18 protein-coding genes and 3 pseudogenes are annotated in these 20,254 nt (G+C 45.8%); 5 read left to right on the forward strand and 16 right to left on the reverse strand.

What is annotated here, in order from left to right; genetic code table 11:
* Positions 1-13: 13 nt before the first annotated feature.
* From AC07VD_RS19270 to cypD, 7 genes are all read right to left on the reverse strand, one after another.
* Positions 14-949 carry a putative nucleotide-diphospho-sugar transferase gene (locus tag AC07VD_RS19270; RefSeq protein WP_015482937.1) on the reverse strand — a complete coding sequence of 312 codons (936 nt, stop codon included), beginning with the start codon at positions 947-949 and terminating at the stop codon, positions 14-16.
* Positions 950-2,128 (reverse strand): glycosyltransferase family 2 protein, encoded by a 1,179-nt coding sequence (locus AC07VD_RS19275; protein WP_285300151.1) that lies wholly within the window; start codon positions 2,126-2,128, stop codon positions 950-952. It abuts the gene before it with no gap.
* A gap of 28 nt (positions 2,129-2,156) precedes the next feature.
* Positions 2,157-3,068: a putative nucleotide-diphospho-sugar transferase gene (locus AC07VD_RS19280; RefSeq protein WP_017695588.1), complete on the reverse strand. Its 912-nt coding sequence runs from the start codon at positions 3,066-3,068 to the stop codon at positions 2,157-2,159.
* A 23-nt stretch (positions 3,069-3,091) separates the two neighbouring features.
* Positions 3,092-4,060, reverse strand: coding sequence for a GDP-mannose 4,6-dehydratase (locus tag AC07VD_RS19285; protein WP_003244102.1), 969 nt, complete (start codon positions 4,058-4,060; stop codon positions 3,092-3,094).
* Positions 4,061-4,066: 6 nt separating this feature from the next.
* Positions 4,067-4,831 (reverse strand): glucose-1-phosphate cytidylyltransferase, encoded by a 765-nt coding sequence (locus tag AC07VD_RS19290; RefSeq protein WP_014479136.1) that lies wholly within the window; start codon positions 4,829-4,831, stop codon positions 4,067-4,069.
* Positions 4,832-5,068: 237 nt separating this feature from the next.
* Positions 5,069-6,988, reverse strand: a complete 1,920-nt coding sequence (ltaS1, locus tag AC07VD_RS19295) for a lipoteichoic acid synthase LtaS1 (protein ID WP_024572622.1) — start codon at positions 6,986-6,988, stop codon at positions 5,069-5,071.
* Positions 6,989-7,434: 446 nt separating this feature from the next.
* Positions 7,435-10,620 (reverse strand): bifunctional P-450/NADPH--P450 reductase, encoded by a 3,186-nt coding sequence (cypD, locus tag AC07VD_RS19300; RefSeq protein WP_494721942.1) that lies wholly within the window; start codon positions 10,618-10,620, stop codon positions 7,435-7,437.
* Between the two features lie 149 nt (positions 10,621-10,769).
* Between cypD and AC07VD_RS19305 the strand changes: the two genes are divergently transcribed.
* Positions 10,770-11,840, forward strand: coding sequence for a DUF3900 domain-containing protein (locus AC07VD_RS19305; protein ID WP_003233793.1), 1,071 nt, complete (start codon positions 10,770-10,772; stop codon positions 11,838-11,840).
* A 36-nt stretch (positions 11,841-11,876) separates the two neighbouring features.
* On the opposite strand, the pseudogene AC07VD_RS19310 reads toward AC07VD_RS19305, so the two are convergent.
* Positions 11,877-12,086 (reverse strand): annotated as a pseudogene (locus AC07VD_RS19310) (oxidoreductase); the annotation flags it as partial.
* On the opposite strand from AC07VD_RS19310, the pseudogene yetL reads away from it, so the two are divergent.
* A pseudogene (gene yetL / locus AC07VD_RS19315) lies at positions 12,081-12,410 on the forward strand (transcriptional regulator YetL); the annotation flags it as partial. The pseudogenes AC07VD_RS19310 and yetL sit on opposite strands and share 6 nt — an antisense overlap.
* A gap of 13 nt (positions 12,411-12,423) precedes the next feature.
* Here yetL and AC07VD_RS19320 read toward each other — a convergent pair.
* The 4 genes and pseudogenes from AC07VD_RS19320 to AC07VD_RS19335 all read right to left on the reverse strand — a co-directional run.
* Positions 12,424-12,574: pseudogene (locus AC07VD_RS19320) on the reverse strand (hypothetical protein); the annotation flags it as partial.
* A gap of 63 nt (positions 12,575-12,637) precedes the next feature.
* On the reverse strand, positions 12,638-13,282 hold the full coding sequence (locus AC07VD_RS19325; RefSeq protein WP_003244397.1) for a Bax inhibitor-1/YccA family protein: 645 nt from the start codon (positions 13,280-13,282) through the stop codon (positions 12,638-12,640).
* A 109-nt stretch (positions 13,283-13,391) separates the two neighbouring features.
* Positions 13,392-13,559, reverse strand: a complete 168-nt coding sequence (locus tag AC07VD_RS19330; RefSeq protein ID WP_003244522.1) for a YezD family protein — start codon at positions 13,557-13,559, stop codon at positions 13,392-13,394.
* A gap of 153 nt (positions 13,560-13,712) precedes the next feature.
* Positions 13,713-14,585 (reverse strand): STAS domain-containing protein, encoded by an 873-nt coding sequence (locus AC07VD_RS19335; protein WP_494721943.1) that lies wholly within the window; start codon positions 14,583-14,585, stop codon positions 13,713-13,715.
* 197 nt (positions 14,586-14,782) lie between these two features.
* Between AC07VD_RS19335 and AC07VD_RS19340 the strand changes: the two genes are divergently transcribed.
* The 3 genes from AC07VD_RS19340 (at position 14,783) to hmoA (ending at position 16,209) form a co-directional block, all read left to right on the forward strand.
* Positions 14,783-15,325, forward strand: a complete 543-nt coding sequence (locus AC07VD_RS19340; protein ID WP_031315514.1) for a hypothetical protein — start codon at positions 14,783-14,785, stop codon at positions 15,323-15,325.
* Between the two features lie 91 nt (positions 15,326-15,416).
* On the forward strand, positions 15,417-15,779 hold the full coding sequence (locus AC07VD_RS19345) for a VOC family protein (RefSeq protein ID WP_003233803.1): 363 nt from the start codon (positions 15,417-15,419) through the stop codon (positions 15,777-15,779).
* A gap of 103 nt (positions 15,780-15,882) precedes the next feature.
* The gene (gene hmoA / locus AC07VD_RS19350) at positions 15,883-16,209 is read left to right on the forward strand and encodes a heme-degrading oxygenase HmoA (protein ID WP_014479126.1); all 327 of its coding nucleotides are present in this window, start codon (positions 15,883-15,885) and stop codon (positions 16,207-16,209) included.
* A 36-nt stretch (positions 16,210-16,245) separates the two neighbouring features.
* On the opposite strand, the gene AC07VD_RS19355 is transcribed toward hmoA, so the two are convergent.
* From AC07VD_RS19355 to AC07VD_RS19370, 4 genes are all read right to left on the reverse strand, one after another.
* Positions 16,246-16,941, reverse strand: coding sequence for a DUF421 domain-containing protein (locus AC07VD_RS19355; RefSeq protein WP_069964043.1), 696 nt, complete (start codon positions 16,939-16,941; stop codon positions 16,246-16,248).
* Positions 16,942-17,015: 74 nt separating this feature from the next.
* On the reverse strand, positions 17,016-18,356 hold the full coding sequence (lplD, locus tag AC07VD_RS19360; protein WP_130573215.1) for an alpha-galacturonidase LplD: 1,341 nt from the start codon (positions 18,354-18,356) through the stop codon (positions 17,016-17,018).
* 8 nt (positions 18,357-18,364) lie between these two features.
* On the reverse strand, positions 18,365-19,252 hold the full coding sequence (locus AC07VD_RS19365) for a carbohydrate ABC transporter permease (RefSeq protein ID WP_003242715.1): 888 nt from the start codon (positions 19,250-19,252) through the stop codon (positions 18,365-18,367).
* Between the two features lie 13 nt (positions 19,253-19,265).
* Positions 19,266-20,222: an ABC transporter permease gene (locus AC07VD_RS19370; RefSeq protein WP_014479122.1), complete on the reverse strand. Its 957-nt coding sequence runs from the start codon at positions 20,220-20,222 to the stop codon at positions 19,266-19,268.
* Positions 20,223-20,254 lie beyond the last annotated feature (32 nt).

The following is a 20,254-nucleotide window of genomic DNA, read 5'->3' on the forward strand; positions in this document are numbered from 1 at the left end:
CGGCAGGGGTTTTTTAATCCAGCTGGATAAAATGAGTGTCAGGCACTGCGTGCTTCGGGATAAAGCCATCCGCAAAGTCCGGAAACGCCGACTGTATTTCATCAATCCATCTTTTCAGATTTAATATATACGGCATATAAATCATCTCAATTGTCGCTTCGTCTTCAATCCGGTAGTACCAGCAAAGATTAAACTCTTTTTCTGTCACCAGTGTAAACCCAGAGAAATGATAGAAAATCAGCGGCGTTTCATCTATATACACGCGGCCGTCCTTTTGCCCGACCTTATAGTTTTCGATATTCCAAAGCGCTGTATTGGCTCCTATTGATTTGACAACATGAACACCTTTAAACTGCGCCGGCCATTTCTCCACATACCTTTGATCACCATATGTCTTTCGTTCCGTATCCATTTCGACCGTGCAAAATTCAATACAGTCCTGTCTCCACTGCCACACCGCTTCATATGCTTCCTTTGTATTACCGGCACCGACAAAGCCTGTATTAAAGCGTCCGGTTCGGTCGTAGTAGGACATGAAGCGCGGCGAATTACGATGATCAGTCAAATACAGAGACGCCGTTGGGTTTTCTGCAAAAATACGTGCCGGATCAGAAAAGAAAAATAGATCCGTATCCATATGGGCAAAGTATTCAGCGTCATCCCACTTGCTCATCACATGAAACAAAAAGGCGGGCTTTAACGTCCAGCAATATTCATGAAACGTTCTGTTGCTTTTCGCTTTCAGCAGCTCCGGGTCTTCCATTTCATGCAGCTGCACAAAGGTGACATGCTCCCATGGAACATGCTGAAGCAATTCATACGCTTTCTGGTCGACACACAGCACATATAAATGAAAATCATCGCAATGCTCATGGAGAGAATGAATCATAGGCATGAGCTTAAAGATATGTGTCCTTGACACTATCGTTGAAAAATGAAATGTACTCACTTATACCACATCCAATGATCTAAGATCCACGTGCAGCAAATCGTTGACAAGCGCATACAGTGCGTTGGCAAAATCGTTCACGCCTAGCTTTTTCTTCGCTTTCGGCAGAAGCTTGCGGACAGTTTGTAAATCAAAGCTTTTCGCCGTCACCCTTGGGGATTTCTTTCTCCAATCCGGATCAATGTTGCGCTCTTTAACAACATGTAGAAGCTCAAGAAACAGATTCAGCAGCATATCATATTTCTGTGATTCCAGCAGCTTTTGAATATCAGCCATGATTCTGTTCGTCATGTCAGGCGGGAACGGCCCATTAAAAGCGAGATGAACGTCAAAGGAGCGGATGTTATTGTATTTATCGCACATATAGGCAATGTTTGCCCGAATATCGTCTACAGACTTACAATTGCTTGGATGTTCCTGATGAACACTGACAATATCGCGACGAAGCCTGAAGGTCAATCCGGCCTGATGAAGCCTGATCCCGAGGTCATAATCCTCAAACCCGTACCGCACAATGCCTTCGTCAAATAAACCGAGGTCAACCACATGCTTGCGTTTCACAGAGGAATTATTCGTGATAAAAAAGCGCCATGGCATATGATAGCCTTTCAAGTCATCGCCGTACTCATCTAAAATCTTCTTGAGCACGTCTATAAAGTCAGTATCGAGGTCAAAGCTTTTATCAAGAAAGCTTCCGTTTTTGATGTCCGCTTCCTCCAGCAGCTTTTGTTTGTCTTTCTTCGGCATTTCACCTGTGAGCTTTGCGAGCTGTTCCTTATGTTCTTCTTCAAACCGTTCATAATAAAAACTGTAGATCCGTTTCCAAAACAACCCGCACACGACGAGATTCTCTTCGTTCTCATGGGCTTTAATATGTTTTGCCACAAGGTCCTTTGCCGCAAGCATATCGCTGTCATGGAAAATCAGGATGTCTCCTCTGGCATTGCGAAGCGCCTGATTTCGTCCGTACGCAATGCCCCTGTTTTCTTTAATCCGTGTAAAGATCAGCGGAAATTCCGCTTGAAATGACTCAAGCATCGAGAGCGTCCCGTCCTCAGAGCCATTGTCCGCTACAATGACTTCGAATTCTTCATCGCACTCCTGCTGGTTTAATGACAGAAGGCTGTTGTAAAGACGCTCCTTCGAATTATATGCAGGAATAATAACGCTTGCTTTCACTTCATTTTCACTTCCTGTATTTACTCATTTATTTGTTGTCATCTTTTGAAGCAAAACCGTTAAATTCAGGGTCTAACGTTTTCATGTGCTGAATGATATGCGGCAGTGTCTCTTGATACAGTTCATGCACAAACGGCAGATCTGTGCGGGTTGTTTCATGAATCTGTTTGATTTCATTGATGCTGACGATTCGGTATCCGCTGAAATGATAAAAGATCAGCGGACTGCCATCCTCCAGCACGATCCGGCCATCTTTCCAGGAAAACGTATGCTGCCCATAATTCCAATGCCCGATGTTCACGCCGGGTGTTGTAATGTCACACACATTCGGAAACAGCTCAGACATATAATCCAAATAGCCCTGATCACCGAATTTTCCTTCACCCGGTGCATTTTTGCATTCCTCAAGACAGCGTTCCTTCCACCACTCCAAGCAATCCGTGCCTGCATCATCATGCTTGAAGCTGATAAACCCTGAATTATATCTGCCTAAAAGACGCTGCAGCATGTCAATCTGCTCTTTCTCAAAAGAAGGGATTACAATATCCCCCCGTGAAAGCAGCACCGAGCAGTCCGGCTGGTTTTCAAAAATCGGCGATGGATCTGCATAGAAAAAGAGATCCCCGTCAATATACGTCACACGCTCCAGCTCAGGATTGCTGTTCAGCACAGCTTGCAGAAAGATCGGCTTCATCGTCCAGCAATACTCACTTTGATCTCTAGTTTCCTTCAGCTTCAGCAGCAATTCATTTTCAAGAGCGGCCACCGGCACAAGGTTCAGCTGCTTCATCTTCAGCTTCTGTAACACGCGGTGCGTATCTTCATCCATGCAAAGTATAAAAATGGGACTGTCTTGATCAACTTGCTCTAACGACTTAAACAAAGCGACTGCCTGATATAATCTTCCTTTTGATAAAACGGTGCAATACGCGCTGGTCACAGTCTTGTTCACCTCGTTTCACATTACTTTTTGAAGAATTCCGTATACCACTCAATCGTTTTTTCAAGTCCCTCATCAATAGTGTAGGCCGGTGTCCAATTCAGCAGCTTTCTTGCTTTTTCCGCGGATAAATATTGATGTTTGATTTCATTGCTTCCCTGATTCAGCACCTTAGGTTTCAGATTACTGTTCATTTTCTTTAATATTTTCTCTACCAGTTCAAGTACGGTCAGCTGGATCTCATTGCTGAAGTTAAAGGCCTCTCCGGCAAGATTGTTTTCTTCCATTTTTTCTGCAAGAAGCAGATAAGCCTGAACGGCGTCTTCAATATAGAAGTAGTCCCGTACAAATGTGCCGTCGCTTCGGATTTCCGGCGCTTCCCCGTTCAGCACAAGCTGAATCGTCTGAGGAATGATGCGGTTGAAGTTCAAATCTCCGCCGCCGTATAAGTTTCCGCAGCGCGTAATGCAGACCGGAAGCCCGTACGTGTGAAAATAGGTGTGGCTGATCAGATCTGCGCAGCTTTTTGAGACGTCGTACGGGTGCTTGCCTTGCAGCGGCATGTTTTCATCGTATGGAAGGTTTTCTTGATCGCCGTAAGCTTTATCACTTGAAGCGACAATGACCCGCTTAATTAACGGATGCTTGCGGCAGGCTTCGAGAATATTCCATGTGCCGAGGATATTCGCTTCAAAGGTAGAAATCGGGTTGCGGTTTGCCACGCCGACAATCGCTTGTGCAGCAAGATGAAAGACAGTGTCGATCTCATACTCGCCAAGCGCGCGTTCAATCACAGCCAAGTCCTCAAGAGAGCCCCGCACGATGTTCATTTTCTTGATATGTTCTCCCTGATAAAGATTGGATTGAGGCACATGATCCCTGACAAGCCCCGTAACGTTTGCGCCCTGTTCAATCAGCTCTTTCACCAAATAGCTTCCTAAAAGACCTGTGCATCCCGTGACAAATACGTTTTTATTTTTCCAGAAACTCAAATCGATTCACCATACCTTCCATACTTGTTGTCCTTGATTCCACATTTTGTTGACTTCTAAGAGATTTTTATACGTATCAATGGCCGTCCAAAATCCGTAATGGCGGTACACAGCAAGCTCTCCGTCTTTGGCAAGGTTCTTCAGCGGTTCATCTTCGAACATCGTGTTTCCGTCCTTCGGCAAATAATCGAAAACCTTTGGACTGAGAACGAAGAATCCGCCGTTGATGATTCCGTCACTTGATGTCTTCTCAGAAAATGTTTTCGCCATGCCGTCCTCAACCGTCAAGGTGCCAAACTGCGAGACTTTGTCAATGCCGGTGACAGTCGCGGCAGCACCTTTTGTCTGATGATAGCTGATGAGATGGAAAAGATTGATATTGGCCAGCCCGTCCCCATAGGTAAGCAGAAATGTTTCATCACCGATATAGTCTTTCGCCTGCAAGATTCTTCCGGCTGTCAGCGTATCTTCCCCAGTCTCCAAAAACGTAATTTTCCACGTTTCAGGCTGCCCCAGCATCTGTACCTCTCCCGTAGAGCTGTCGAGTGTCAGGCTGTTGTGCTTCCATTCATAGTCGAGAAAGTATTCCTTGATTTTTTCTCCTTTATAGCCCAAAAGCAGAATAAACTCGTTTACTCCGTAGTACTGATAAATTTTCATAATATGCCATAGAATCGGTTTGCCGCCTATCATGGCGAGCGGTTTAGGAATGTCATTCGTGACTTCACTCATTCTCGTTCCTTTTCCGCCGCAGAGAATGACCGCTTTCATCTCTACCCCTCATCTCTATGAATATTGAGTTCGAAACCTGGTACATCTTCACAATCTATCAAGGCATTTCCCCGATAATTTGTCCGATTTCAATCCGGTTTCAAAATCTACTGTAATGATATGAGAGAAAGACGGCCTTGGTGACCAAATAGAATCTATTTTTTGAAGTTGGTTATGTAACCAAAAAAAAGAGCCTTCAGCGAAGGCAATGCGCCCGCTCAAGGCTCTTTCTCATCTTTATTTGATTTCTTTTTCCTTGCCGTAATGATAGTCAGACGGATCAACGGCTGTGAAATCACTTAGTTTATGGAATCTCAGCAAGTCTTTGTACAGGACACTGTCTGAAAGACTCAGCTGCTGGGTCACTCTTGTTTTCAGATTCTTCGTTTCTTCATTCGCTTTCAGTTTTTCACCTGTCTTCGTATCGTAAATGATATTGTCGACTGATGTGTACTTCGGCGTTACGAAGTCTCCGTTTCTGAATGCCACCGTATCGTCGTGGTCTTTAGAGAATAAATCAGTACCAAAGTTGATATATTTCTGAGAATCAATTCCTTCTAAGTGCAGAAGTGTCGGCATAACGTCAATTTCGCCGCCATACGTATGGTTCACTCCGCCTTTTTTGCCAGGAACGCGGATCATCAGCGGCACACGCTGGTTCTGTGCGTTTTGATAATCTGTGATCTCTTTTCCAAGAATCTCTTTCATCGCTCGGTTATGGTTTTCAGAAATACCGTTATGGTCACCGTAAATCATGATGACTGAGTTGTCATACAGGCCGGCTTCCTTCAGCTCCTTGAAGAATTGCTCAAGCGCTTCGTCAAGGTAACGCGCTGTCTGGAAGTAGCTGTCAACTGTGTTATCGCCTGTTGTCGCTTTTTTAAGAGACGCGTCTTTTTCATCAAGGTTAAACGGATAATGGTTTGTCAATGTAATCAAATGCGCATAAAATGGCTGTTTAAGAGATTCAAGCTTTGGAATCGATTCTGTAAAGAACGGCTTATCCTTAAGCCCCATATTAATCACATTTTCATCTGACATATCATACGTGCTTGCGTCGAAGAACTTGTCATATCCGATATGTTTGTAAATCTGGTCACGGTTCCAGAACGATTTGTAATCACCATGCAGGACGGCGCTTGTATAGCCTTCCTTCTGGTCTAAAATCGCAGGAAGCGACTGGTAAGTGTTTTCGCCTTTCGTCACAAACGCGGAGCCTTCAGGAAGACCGAAGATCGAGTTATCCATTGTCAGCTCGGCATCAGATGTTTTTCCCTGGCCTGTCTGATGGAAGAAGTTATCAAAATACGTCACATCTTCACCGCCGTGCGCAAGTTTATTTAAGAAAGGCGTCACCTCTTCACCGTTTAGCTTGTAGTCAATCAGGAATGACTGGAAGCTTTCGAGGTGAATTTTAATGATATTTTTGCCTTTGGCAGAGCCGAAGTACTCGGCGTTCGGTTTCGCATAATGAGACGTCGTGTAATTCTCGACGCTTGTTAAATCATCGCTGCTTGCATAGGCCCGTTGCGTTTCTGTTTGAGCCGTCTGTACACCGTCATAAATGGTGTAGTTGTATAAGCCTAAATATTTCACAATATAATTGCGGTCAAACGTTCTTGTCAGCAGCTGCGGACGGTCTTTTTCCGCATAGTGCAGGTTGATGAAAAACAGTGCGATCCCAGAAAGGATCACTAAAGATGCAAAGCGTTTTTTCATTTTGTATTCTTTTAATTCAGGTCTCCAGATCAATACCGCAATCAAAATGATAATATCTAAGAAATAGAAAATATCATGACCGGCCATGATACTGAAAATCCCGTCTCCCATGTTTCCAACGTTTCCGGACTGTTTAATGTTCGGGAACGTCAAGAAATCGTCAAAGAAACGATAGAATAAAATATTTGCATATAACACAAATGTCATCAAGAAATCGATAATCAGCATAATAATGGCTGATTTACGCCCTTTCGCCAGCAAAGCCAGTCCTAAAAAGAAGACGGCGCTTGAGAATGGGTTAAATATCAGGAGGATCTCCTGAGTTGTGCCTTTTACCCCAAGATTAAACTCAGTCTTGTAGGATAAATACGTTTTTGCCCAAAACAGTATAACAGCCAGCACAAAAAAGCTAAGTTTGTAAGAAAAAAGTTTCTTCATGGCAACCTCTACTTTCTTAAACACTTTAAGTTCTTCATTCATATTTACCTGCTCTTTATATCCTGCCTTCCAATTCCTTCTTTCCAAACAAAATCAAGGCATCACACAACAAGAAATACACCGCGGCAAGCCGGAATATTTATGTTACGCACCATATCATTTTTATTACAACCATTTGGAAACCAATCACTGGACGAAAGAAACCTTCATTTCGTTTCACATTTTTTTCTCGGAAATAAAAAAAGGATTTCTTTTGTCATGTGTGCCTTTGAAAAAAGAAATAGATACCGAGTATAAGAATAACATAAACTAGCAAAAACGAAAAATAGGTTTTGCAGACAGCCCGCCCTTCCGGCGGACTGAAGTTATTGTATGCATGAATGTTTAGCGCGATCACCATTTTTTCGATAGGACAAAAAAGACTGGATGTTCCCAGTCTTCTTTATCTATATCCCTGCCCAGACATCTTTGGTGTACATACCGGTATCCTGCAGATGTCTCAGCCAGTTTTGCGCTTCTTGCTCCCCGGTGCCATGAACAGACTGATACGCCTTTTGCAGTGCCGCCTCCACATCCGGGGCCATTTTGCTGCCATCACCGCATACATAAAGCCTGCCTCCGCGGTCAAGGATCGATATTAACGTTTCTGCATGGTCAGCCATTACATGCTGGACATACGTTTTCGGCATGCCTTCTTTGCGGGAAAAGGCTGTGTGGACAGTGACGATTCCGTCTTTTTCAAACTGCTCAAGTTCATCGCGGTATATAAAATCACGATCGTTCCTGCATCCAAAATAGAGATGAGCTTCACCGAGCGTTTTCCCTTCCCGCTTTAAAACTTCGCGGGCTTGAAGGAAACCGCGGAATGGTGCGACTCCGGTGCCTGGTCCGACCATAATGATTGGAGTTTCAGGATCTTCTGGAAGCTGAAACCGGGATTCCGGTGTGCGGACAAACATCACGACATCATCACCGGCTTTACGCTCAGCTAAATCATTTGATGCCACGCCCCTGTATTCGCCACGGCCGCTCCACGCCGGGCCGCGCACGACACCGACTGTGATCGATGCTTGCCGCGGATTCACTCTTGGAGAGCTTGAAATCGAATAATATCTCGGTTTTAACGGCCGTAAAAGCTCTAAAAATCGTTCAAACGGCATGTCGCACGCTTCATACTTTTCAAGCAAATCCAGCATGGAAATTCGTTTTTTCAATATTTGCTCCTGATAAACACCCTCTGCTGACAGTTCTTCTAATTCGCGCCTATGCGGCGGACACACTGTAAATGCCGCCAGTTCACGTATTTGCGCTCTTGTGGCTGCTTCCTGCACCTCGACGCTGTAGCTGAGAAGATCATGCAGGCTGACAGGACGGCCCAATGGCAGATGCCCCGCACTGCGGCCGCTTGCCGACAATGTCACTTGGTCGGTTCCCTTCAGACCGAATCTGTGGAGAATTCGGCTGACATTGGTTTGGCTGTTTTTTGGCAATACGCCAAGATGGTCGCCCTCTTGATATTCAACATCCGGCGGCAATGCGATTTCGATATGGCGGGTGCTTCGATCGCTGTCCGCAGACTGGAGTTCACGATTTTCAGCAATGGATGCGTGAGAGGCTTCGTACGATCTAGCCAGCGGAGACTCGCCCAGCCCTCTGACAAACTGAAGGCTCAGCGTGCTTCGTTCCTTATCAGCGTTTTCATTAAGCTCAAGTCCGAATGCCTTAATGGCGTCTGCCCACATGCTTTTTTTCCACTCGTCAAGCTGCCCTTCAAAATCACCGCTCACATCCCCTTCTCCGCGCGCAGAAAACCGAGTCGCGCCTTTCTCCGCAAGCTGCTCATCAATGAATCTCGGCACGTATTGATACGTGCTCGCCCAGTTGTGGTCGCCGCAGCCAAATACCGCGTAATGGACACCATCAAGCTCACCCGGTTTGATTTCTTGAAGCCACTGCACGAATTGTCCGGCATTGCTTGGCGGCTTTCCATTATAAGACGAGGTCACAATGATAACCGCTCCCTCTTTCGGCAGCTTTCCAATCCGGTCGTTCAGAGGTGCTGTCTCTGTCCTTACGCCGTGAAGACTGGCAGTATCAGCAAGCTCCCGGGCGACGCCTTCTGCGGTGCCGGTATCTGAGCCGTACAGCACGAGAAGCGGGCGGTTGTTAAGATCGATGACCGATGCACCCTTTGCTTCCGTTTTCTCCTTTTGCTCATCAGGCGCGGCTTTTTCAGCTGCCTGGACGTCTGCATGAATGGCTTCCTGATGACGGCTTTGAACCCTGATGTGAAAATCGCCCGGCTTAAGTGTTAAGGTTTGTTTGATATCAAGCTCATAATTCTCATGATCAATCAGTGTGAAATATTTTAGAATCATGCCTAACACAAGTGTGGCTTCATGAAGGGCAAACTGCATGCCGATACAGGCCCGTTGTCCATTTCCGAATGGTTTGTACGCATGATGAGGCACTTGGTCCTGATGCTCAAACCGTTCCGGCCGAAATTCTTCTGCGTCCTTTCCCCAAGCGTCTCGATCACGATGAAGCTGCGGAATCAGCACAGAAATTCTGTCATTCGTCGTGATCGGAAATTTTCCGCCAATGACTGTGTCTTCTTTTGGATAAAGGCTGAAAGCCGGAGCTGTCGGCCATAAGCGCAGTGATTCATTTAAAATCATCCGTATGTATTTAAGCTTCAGCACTTGTTTATAGGTCGGCGCTGCATCCGTCAGCACCCGATCGACCTCTTCATACGCCTTTTTCAGTTTGTCAGGATGCTTCAATAAAAAGTAAGTCGCAAAGGAAAGCAGGCCGCTCGTTGTTTCATGGCCGGCAATCAAAAACGTGATGATCTGAAAACGGATATTTTCGTCGTCGAGCTTTTCACCCGTTTCCGGATCTTCCACATTCAGCATGCGGGCGAGCAAATCTTTTTCATCCTGGTCTCCATTCGCCCTGCGCTCTGCAATAATGCTGTCGACTAACGAAAACATCGTTTGAATATCATGGCGGAATTGCCGCTTTGTTCTGACCATAAGCTTATCTTGAACATCAAGCCGCTGCATTTGATGCATCGCTTCATCAAGCGCCCGCACCATACTGTTGATAAACGGGTGGGGCGTTTCTCTGTAGTAACTGTTAAAGCGGTAGTTAAACCCGCATAGCCCAATGGTGTCGAGCGTCAGCCGGGTCATATCTCCCGGGACATCGACTGCTTCATTCGGATTGAGCCTTGCCCATTTTTGAATGAGCTGAACAGCGATATCGACCATTTTCTCATGATAGTCCTTCATGGCCCGCTGGCTGAACGTCGGCATCAGAATGTTGTGCGCTTTTCTCCAGTTAGGCTCATGCGTCCAGCTCGTAAACAATCCGTCACCGGAAAACGCGCGGACCTTTTCCAAGGCGCCTTCAATGCTTTTATCAAACCGTTCTTCATCACAAACCTCTTTCACCAATTCGTGGCCGGACACTACAATGGTCGTGCCCGCGGGTGTATGGATTTGAAAAATCGGGCCCTGTTCTTCCGCCAGTTTGATCAGCGAAAGCGTCGGCTTGTCTTTATCGATTAAAGGCAAATTGCCGAGCGGCCCAAACGTCTTCGGCTGAGGAATCGGGCTTGTTTCCTTCATCGAACCATTCCTTTCCGTATGAGATGCCTTCTATTTGACTACATTTCCCTTTCATGGTCATGATTATTCCGTTCTCCCAATTGACGCATGATTGCTGTTTTTTCTATACTTGAGAAGCTGTACAATACGCGAATAAGGTGAGTTTATATATGGATTTTGAAATTCGGTTTTTATCCTTTTATGTCATACAGGTTGAAGGCAAAGATGAGCAGGCGAACAAGCAGTTCAAGCACTTCCAGACCCTTGATACGGGCGAATTTGAAGAAAGCGAGCTGAAGGACTTTCTCGACGGGGAACTGAAAAAAATCGTCAAACGGAAAGCAGACCGCCATCCGCAGTCCGAACAGGTCCCGACGAAAATCGGCCATTTTATCGTCGAGCCCGGCCACGAGCTCGATTCCAACCCAAACTACAACATGTTCAACCGCGCGCGCCTGGCGGAAACAAAAGAAGACTTCAATGAGCTGAGCGAGCAGTTCGTCCGCACGTACCTTGACACAAGCGCGGTTCGCGGCGGCGTGTTTCTCGTCGCTTCGGCCGTGCCGAGAAAATACTTTGACGAGTCATTTGTCTTCATTATGAAATGTGATTTTGAGCCGAAGGTCGCCCGCATCTCTGACGCGTCTTCTCTCATTAAAAAAGTCGAAATGGCAATCACGACAAAAAACATGAAAAGCATCCAATACCCGTACATGCCAGAGGAAGGAATGGTCGAGGAAGGTGAGCTAAAAATCCACCAGGCCTCGCACGCCCGCTATTTTGAGGACTTTCTGAAATTCGTCGAGTACGGAGAATCGATGCCGGAAATCATGAAAAATCAGGTCATGAACATGGTACAAGAGCACGTCTACGAGACATTTGAAGACAACAGCGAAGAACTCAAGCAGTTCGAGCACGACATTGAAATTTGGGAAGCAAGCGAAAAACGGGAAATCCAAGAGCGCCTCGACACCCATCAAGTCATCGAAGCCTCCGCCCAAATCATCGAGCACACGCCAGAGGCCCAACTGAAAATGAAAGTCGGAGAAACAGAGATTAAGGGATTGCTAGCGGATTTTGGCGATTCAATTCATCTCGCAAAAGTAAACGGGCGCTATGTCGCGCTGATTGAAGCCGAGACGATTTCGTTTGAGAAAGGCAGTTCACCGGTGGAGTTTTATAAGCCTGAGGGGCTGCATGAGGTGATTGAGCGGATAAGGAATAAAACAGAGCAAGACTAAAAAAAGTCCAGAAATCACTTTCTGGACTTTTCCTATTTAATAACCTTCCCTCAACACCGCATAGCACTCCCCAATCAGTTCTTCCGCTCCCGGCTCTCCTTTCAGCCCACGGCGGACGATTTCTGAGGATAAGTTCTAGACTTTGAGCGCTCGTGGGGCTCTTCTTTTGTAGTACGCCAGTAATGCTGTTTCGTGGTCGGCGTGTTTTTGGAGTTCTTCGGCGAGGGCGATGGCATCCTCGATCGCCTGATGCTGCTCTTTGATGCCAAGGAACATAGGTTAAGTCCGACAGAGCTTGCCAAGCGGTCAAATGTCACGAAAGCAACAATTACAGGCCTGCTGGACGGGCTGGCGAGAGACGGTTTTGTCAGCCGCAGGCATCACACAGAGGATAAACGCAAAATCAGCATTGAACTGACAACGGAAGGGAAAGCACGCCTTGAGGAATTTCTGCCCGGCCATTTCAGCAAAATCTCAGCGGTCATGGAAAACTACAGCGACGAGGAAAAAGACATGTTCGTAAAGATGCTTGGTAATCTTTTTGAAAGGCTGAGCGTGTTTAAAGACTAAAAAAGCCGTCTCATCAGGACAGGCTACAGCGTTTTTCTTCTGCAGCCGGATACGCATCCGGCTGTTTTTTCTTTATGGCCGTAACAAATATGCCGCTGATGACACACAGTGTGCACAAGCTCAAACGGCTCCTTCAATATCACGCCTGACAACATGACAGACGCACGACTCCACCTGTCTTTTTGTGTATGGCAAAAAACGCCTATCCAATGACAGGCGCTTTTTCATTAATCATCACTGCTCAAAATGCCGAAGAAGCGGAGCAGGTTGATGAATAAGTTGATAAAGTCAAGGTACAGCGATAACGCCATAACCGGAATCAAGTCTTCCGTAATGTGGCGGTGTTTGATTTGGTTCAAATCATACAAAATGTAAAGGGAAAAGACGATGGTTCCGATCACGGAATACGCCATCATCGCCGCTGAGTTTAACGGGCTGAAAATGTTGAAAATCCCTACCACTGCGAGGGCGAGCACCGCAACCAGCAGAAATGACCACAGGAAGGATAAATCCTTCTTCATTTTTGCGCCGATTGTGCCTAAGACGGCAAAAATGACAAATGTAGAACCAAAGGCTTCAAGCACGACATAGGCGCCGGCGATGGAAGCGTAATGGCTGACGATCGGAAATAAGGTAATGCCGGAAACGAACGCGAATGTATATACAAACGCATACCCGACCGCTTTTCTTCTGCGCATCCAGAAGGCCAGAATAATCATCGCCACTTCAAGAATAGAAAGCGGCAGCATCAAAGCGACAGGAACAAATTGGCCGATAAAAAGGCCGACAGTCGCGATCAGCAAAGTGAAGACAAAGACTGTCAAAATGCGTTGCATGATCGATTGCTTACTCTCGTGAACCGTAGCTTGCATGTCAAAAATCCTCCTAAAAAATGATCTTAAAGGTCTATTATATAAAAATTGGATGAAATATGTATATGTTTTAAGGAGAATTTAATGAAAACAAACGCCCTTTACATTATCATTTTGATTCTTTCCTTTTCAGCGAAAAACGGTGCTTTTCTATTTTCTCAATTTGGGTAATCTGAGAATCATGAACCGTAATCTGAACGGTGCCGAAATCGAGTGTTTCCAGCGAGCTGATTATTTTTTCAATCACTTCCGGATCAATCGTTGATTTTGAAACCAAAAGACCTTCCCCCCTGTCGAATATGTTTAATTCACAGTATTCTTATAAGAATTATAATATTATGTTTTTTTTGATAAATCAATGGTGATTTCTGTTCAAATCAAAAAGGCATATGATCACCCGGTGACGGACAATCATATGCCTGGAAACTTCCTATTTGTTTTCTTCCAATTCCTCAACAATACAGCGGACACCCATGTTTTCTAATGCCTGCTTCAGCGTGCCGTACGTTTCATATTCACTAAAATCAAGCCCCAATTGAATCGATGTTTGGGCCACATCCGGGCGAATCCCTGAAAATACGGCTTTGACGCCTAATAAGAAAAGCGTTTTAGACAGGTTGTACAATTGCTGAGCCACCATGGTATCCACAATCGGAACACCCGAAAGATCAACGACGAGGCTTGTGATTTTTCTCTCGACACAGCGGACCGGCACTGTTTCTAAAATGACCTGTGCCCGTTTTGTATCAATGGAGCCGATAAGCGGCAATATCCCGATTCCATCGGCAATGGAAATGACCGGGCAGCCAAGCTCTGAGATCAGTTCCTGCTGAGATGTGAGCCTCATCAGCATGAATTTTTGGTACTGCTCAGAGAATTCAATAATCAGCTTATCGAACGACTGATTCACAATGTGGTTCCATCGGTCTGCATCCTCATTTGTCACGATCTCCTGATTCTCTTTTATAAATGTGACGACTGCGTCCCAGAATGAGATTCTAGAGTTGGATATGGCTTCTACGACCTCATGAACTTGAACATCCTGCTCTACCCTGTTTTTCGCAACGTTTTCCGCCCATTTTGTCATGTTGTCTTGAAAATCGGTTTGATCCTCCAGAAATGCGCTTGCGATTGTTATATTGGTAAATGTATGCTGCTCGGTTAAAAGTGTTTTCGTTTCTTCACTTAAATGGATGGCGGAATATAGCTCGCCTTTTAGCTGGCAACGCAAACTGAACCATTTCTCAGTAATATCCGCAGTGTTGTCTATGATATATTGATATAATAATTGATCGATATTCACGGTCTGTCTCCTTTTTCGTAATAGAAGCACTTTCATTATAAAATGATAAATCGGAATTGTGAATAAGACTAGAGAAAAATCAAATGATTCTGCTCTCTGAGAGCATTTCAGCTTCATATCCTTAGGCGAATGCACCAATAAGAGTCCGCCTGCATAAACTGCAATGTACAGTTTACAATGAGAAAGGACGTTATCACATGTATTATGTTGATCCTTATATGTTTGCGGGGCATTTTTATGAGCCTTGGCCTGCTTTTGAATATGAATACCGATATCCATGGCCTGGCATTGGCAGCGGTGCTGTTCCGGGCTTCGGCGGCGGCTCCGGTCCTGGCATTGGCGGTGGTGCTGTTCCAGGCTTTGGCGGCGGCTCCGGCCCTGGTATTGGCGGCGGCGCTGTTCCAGGCTTTGGCGGCGGCTCCGGCCCTGGTATTGGCAGCGGTGCCAGCCCAGGCTTCGGCGGTGCGCCGCAGGGACCTCCTCCTTCCCAAATACCAGCGAAACCCCCAAAACCGCAGGGTTCTCAAGGAGCCGTTTTGTTAGTTGAACCAATCACCATTCGTCCTTGCCTTTTCCGATTTACCTATGTTTGGTTAACCAATGGCCGCTCATTTTGGTTCTACCCAATTATCCTTGGCAGAAGATCCGTCGGCGGCTTTTATTGGGATTCCTCACGGCGCCGCTGGGTTTATTTCGCCTTAGACACAAATCACATCGATGTTGTCAGCTGCTCATTTTAAAAATCAGCCGGTTTCCCGGCTGATTTTTTTATGTTACTTCGGCCGTAAACAGGTTATAGTATTATTATCTTTTCAACTTGGAGGTTTCCCTATGATCAAACAAATTGGCACTGTTGCTGTATATGTCGAGGACCAGCAGAAAGCGAAGCAATTTTGGACAGAGAAGGTAGGCTTTGATATTGCAGCGGACCACCCAATGGGACCTGAAGCAAGCTGGCTGGAGGTTGCGCCAAAAGGAGCCGAGACTCGTTTAGTCATTTACCCGAAAGCCATGATGAAAGGCTCAGAGCAAATGAAGGCTTCTATTGTGTTTGAATGCGAAGACATCTTTGGCACATACGAGAAAATGAAGACAAACGGTGTAGAATTTCTCGGTGAGCCCAATCAAATGGAGTGGGGCACCTTCGTTCAATTTAAGGACGAAGACGGAAATGTGTTTTTATTAAAAGAATAAACTGTTGCGCACGGCGGTTCGATTCCGCCCTGCGCTTTCTTTGACATTGAGAATGAATTTCATTTACAATTATTCATATGTGAGAATGATTGGAGTGAGACAAATGTTTGTACAGTTAAGAAAAATGACGGTTAAAGAAGGCTTTGCAGATAAAGTCATAGAACGTTTCAGCGCTGAAGGAATCATTGAAAAACAAGAAGGTTTAATTGATGTGACAGTGCTTGAGAAAAACGTACGCCGCGGTGATGAGGAAGTTGTTGTCATGATTCGCTGGGAATCAGAGGATCGCTGGAAGCAATGGGAAAAAAGCGATGCGCATATCGCCGGCCACAAAGCAAACAAAGGCAAACCAAAGCCTGACTATCTGATCAGCACTGAAGTGAGCATGTACCATGTACGTGCTGTCAAACAAGGGACATACAATCAATAAAAAGCTTGCGCCTTGCTGCAAGCTTTTTTCTAAGAGTCATGTTGATCTGCTTTGTTCGTATGTTACGGTATACAGCGGCTTATTTTTATGCCATTCTGCAAATAACACGTCCTCCGTCTTATCAATGTTCTTCTTTTTCAATTCTTGCTTCAGCCACTGTTCATCCACACCTGCTTCCTTCAAATTATCCCGGACAACCTCTCCATCTATGATTAAAGTGATCGGCAGGGAAACAGACTTCGAAGGAATCTGCAAATCCTTATTGGTCGGTTTGTCAAAGTCGGATTTTGGAAGCACACTGACCATCCCGTTTGTTTCCAAAATCGCATATTCTACTTCTTGGATCGAAAAACTCCCAGCTTGCCTCAATAGGCTTTGCAGCTGGTTAATGTCCATCTTATTTTTCTTCAATACTTTATATTGAAGCTCCCCTTTGCGGATGACGATATTCGGCTCGCCCTCCAAGAACTTTCGCGATGATTTCATTTTTTGCGTGATAAATTCAATAATATAAATCAGCACGCCCCACAATAGCGAAGCAAAAATAATTTCTTTGATTTTGATTTCATGATCGTAAACGGCATTTCCGACCAATTCTCCTAAAATTAAAGCAGAGATAAAGTCAAACGGCGTAATTTGAGAAAATTGGGTTTTCCCGAGAAGCTTTAAGATGATAAATAAAATGCCTAGACCGCAGACCAGTTCTACCGCAACGCTTAAATAATTTCCCATATTGATAGCACCTACTTCTTGATTATACTATCAGTATGGTCAATGCTTTCCTTTCTAAACCGGAAAAGCTCCGCTCAACGTTGCATGGTGAATTGGAGCATGTCATTGAAAAGCTGCTCTGCATCACTGCGGTCAATCTGGACAAGCGGGTCATTGAGGAAGGCTTGAAACGCGAGGCCAGCATCCTTTGTTAAACCTGCGTCCGCCACTGCCTCCTGATTGGATATATGCCTAGCCGCCAGCATTTCCACACCTTTCGGAAGCGCTCCGGACAAAATCGGCTGGACACGGTTCCTTGTGATGAATGCGTTTGTTTCGACAATGGCTTGTATAGGAAGGTTTGAGACCTGGCCTTGATTCGGCATATTTACATTTGTGACGAGTTCACCCAATCCGAGAAGAGCCGCTATGATGTTCACGCCTTCTTCTCCCGAAGCTTTCTCAGCAACGCCCCGTTGTTGCACGATCAACCGTTCTGTTTCTTGTCGTTTCTCAGCTCTGTCTTGTTTTCTGAATGATATAGGTGTGAGATGAAATTTCCATACTTCAGGCTGTTTGAGGTATGGGCCGGGAAGAAACTCTGCCAGATGCCTGTCTCCCGCAGCAGGGATGGCGCCATACGTTTCAAATAAATCAAACGCAACACGGTGTGCCGAACAAAAGACGCTGTCCCTCCAGCTTTCCCCCTCCAGCTCATATCCTGATTCCCCATAGTGCGCGCTGAATTCACGGAATATAGGCAGCAGGTCAATATGGCGGTAAGAGGCTTTTGTGATCCATGTAAAATGGTTAATGCCGAGCACATTAACGCGGATATCCTCACGCCGCGGCACCTCAATCCCCAGCCTTTCCGTGACCATTTCCGCCAATAACTTTTGCGTCCCGAATACCTCGTGGCAACAGCCAATCGCTTTGATGCCGGGAAACACTTTATACAGCACTCTTGTACAGACAGACATCGGGTTTGTATAATTAATGACCCATGATTCAGGTGCGTAGTCTCTTATTGCCCGGGCAATTTCCGCAAATATCGGCACAGCACGCAAGCCCCTGATGATCCCTCCAGGCCCGACAGTATCACCTACAGACTGATAAATACCGCAGCGCTCAGGCAAGTGGACATCGACTTCCATATCATCCAGTGATCCCGGCAAAATGGAAATAATGACGATATCCGCGGCTGATAACGCCTTTTTCAAAGTAGAAACAGCCTCATATCTCCATCTGCCGTTCCCGCTGTGATTGCCGATCACTTCATTTTTCTGAGCGGCTTCAAAATCAAGATCATAGAGCGCCACCGTGCCTGACATCCGTTCATCAATCGACAAATCACTCATCAAGCTTCTGGCCCAGCCTTGGGACCCCCCGCCAATATAGGCAATCTTAATCTGATCTAATGTACTGATATGAAACACTCCCTTTCTCAGCCTTTCACCGAACCGATCAGCATTCCCTTTGCAAAGTGTTTTTGTAAAAATGGATAGACCGCCAAAATCGGCAGCGTTGCAATGACAATGACAGCGAGTTTAATTCCCTGCTCCGGCGGAACGGCATTTTGCATCGTATCGCCATTGGTCGCCGTTAAATCCGATAAAATCGTGACTTGGCGAAGCACCATTTGCAGCGGCCATTTTGCACTGTCATTGATATATAAGAGAGCGTGGAAGAAATCATTCCAAATCCCGACCGCATAAAACAGCGCAAAGGTCGCTATAACCGGCTTTGACAGTGGCAGGGCGATCCGCCAGAAGACGCCGATTTCGGAACAGCCGTCAATTTTTGCTGATTCCTCCAGCTCGCGCGGCAGCTGCTGAAAGAAGTTTTTGATAATAATAAGGTTGAACGGATTAATCGCCATCGGCAGAATCAATGCCCAATACGTATCCAAAAGGCCAAGTGATTTTACGACAAGGTACGTCGGAATCATGCCGCCTGAAAACAGCATGGAGAAAATCACCAGATTCAACAGCAGATTCCGTCCCTTCACATGCCGCTTCGCCAGCGGATACGCCATCGTGAAGGTAAAAAACAGCTGTACAGCCGTCCCAACCACCGTGATGAAGATGGACACGCCCATGCTTCGAAGGAACGTCGGTGTCGAAAACACATACTTGTAAGCATCAAGTGTAAAGGTTTTCGGGAAAATAAAGAAGCTCCGCTGGGCGAGTTCCGCTTCTGTCGCAAAGGAACCGGCGATAATATATAAAAACGGCAAAATGGTAATCGCGCCGACACCGCCGAGAAACAGAATGTTGCAGACGTCAAACACCCGTCCGGCTTTGGTGTTATGCATCGTGTGAATTTCAGCCATACCTCTCCCTCCTCTAAAACAATCCTTCCTGATCAAACTTTTTCGCAATGTAATTGGCGCCAAAAATCAAGATAATCCCGACAACTGATTTAAACAAACCGACCGCCGTGCTGTAGCTATACGCCCCTTGGGTAATCCCCATCATGTACACATACGTGTCGAAGATGTCAGCCACACTGCGGTTGAGCGAGTTCGTCATCAAATACACCTGTTCAAAGCCTAGATTCAAAAAGCTGCCGATTCTTAAAATCAACAAAACGATAATGGTGCTTCTAATCGCCGGCAGAGTAATATGCCACATTCTCCTGAACCGCCCCGCTCCGTCCATGATGGCCGCTTCATACTGCTCTTGATCAACCGTAGCAAGCGCTGCCAAAAATAGAATCGTTCCCCAGCCTGTCTCCTTCCAAATGCTTTGCATCACAATCATTGGCCGGAACCAGTCTGCATCCGACAAGAAAGAAATCTGCTCACCTGTCAGGCTCATAATCAATTTGTTGATCACACCTGTATCGACAGTAAAGAAAACGAAGGTGATGCTGACCACAATTGTCCATGATACAAAATGGGGTACGTAAATAAAGGTTTGGATACATCTTTTATACACGGCCTTTCTTACCTCATTCAAAAGCAGGGCCAAAATGAGAGGCGCGGGAAAGGCAAACAAAAGATCCAGGCTCGCCAGCATGAGGGTGTTGCGCAGCAGCCGGAAAAAATCCGGATTCATAAAAAAGTCTTTGAAATAATCAAAGCCGACCCATTCGCTTTTCCAGAAGCCGAGATATGGCGAATAGTCTTTAAAAGCGATCAGCACGCCCCACATCGGCAAGTATTTGAAAATCAAGAAATAAAGCAGACCGGGAATAAGAAGAAGATAAAGCCATTTGTCCCGTTTGAGCGCAGCCATCCAGCTGATGCCTTTTCCAGCGGTGAGAACAGGTGCATCTCCCTTCTTCGGCACTGTTTCCATATCTGTTCTCCTTTCGTGATACCGGGGCGCCC

This window comes from Bacillus sp. GW821-FHT01G09 (assembly GCF_059422205.1).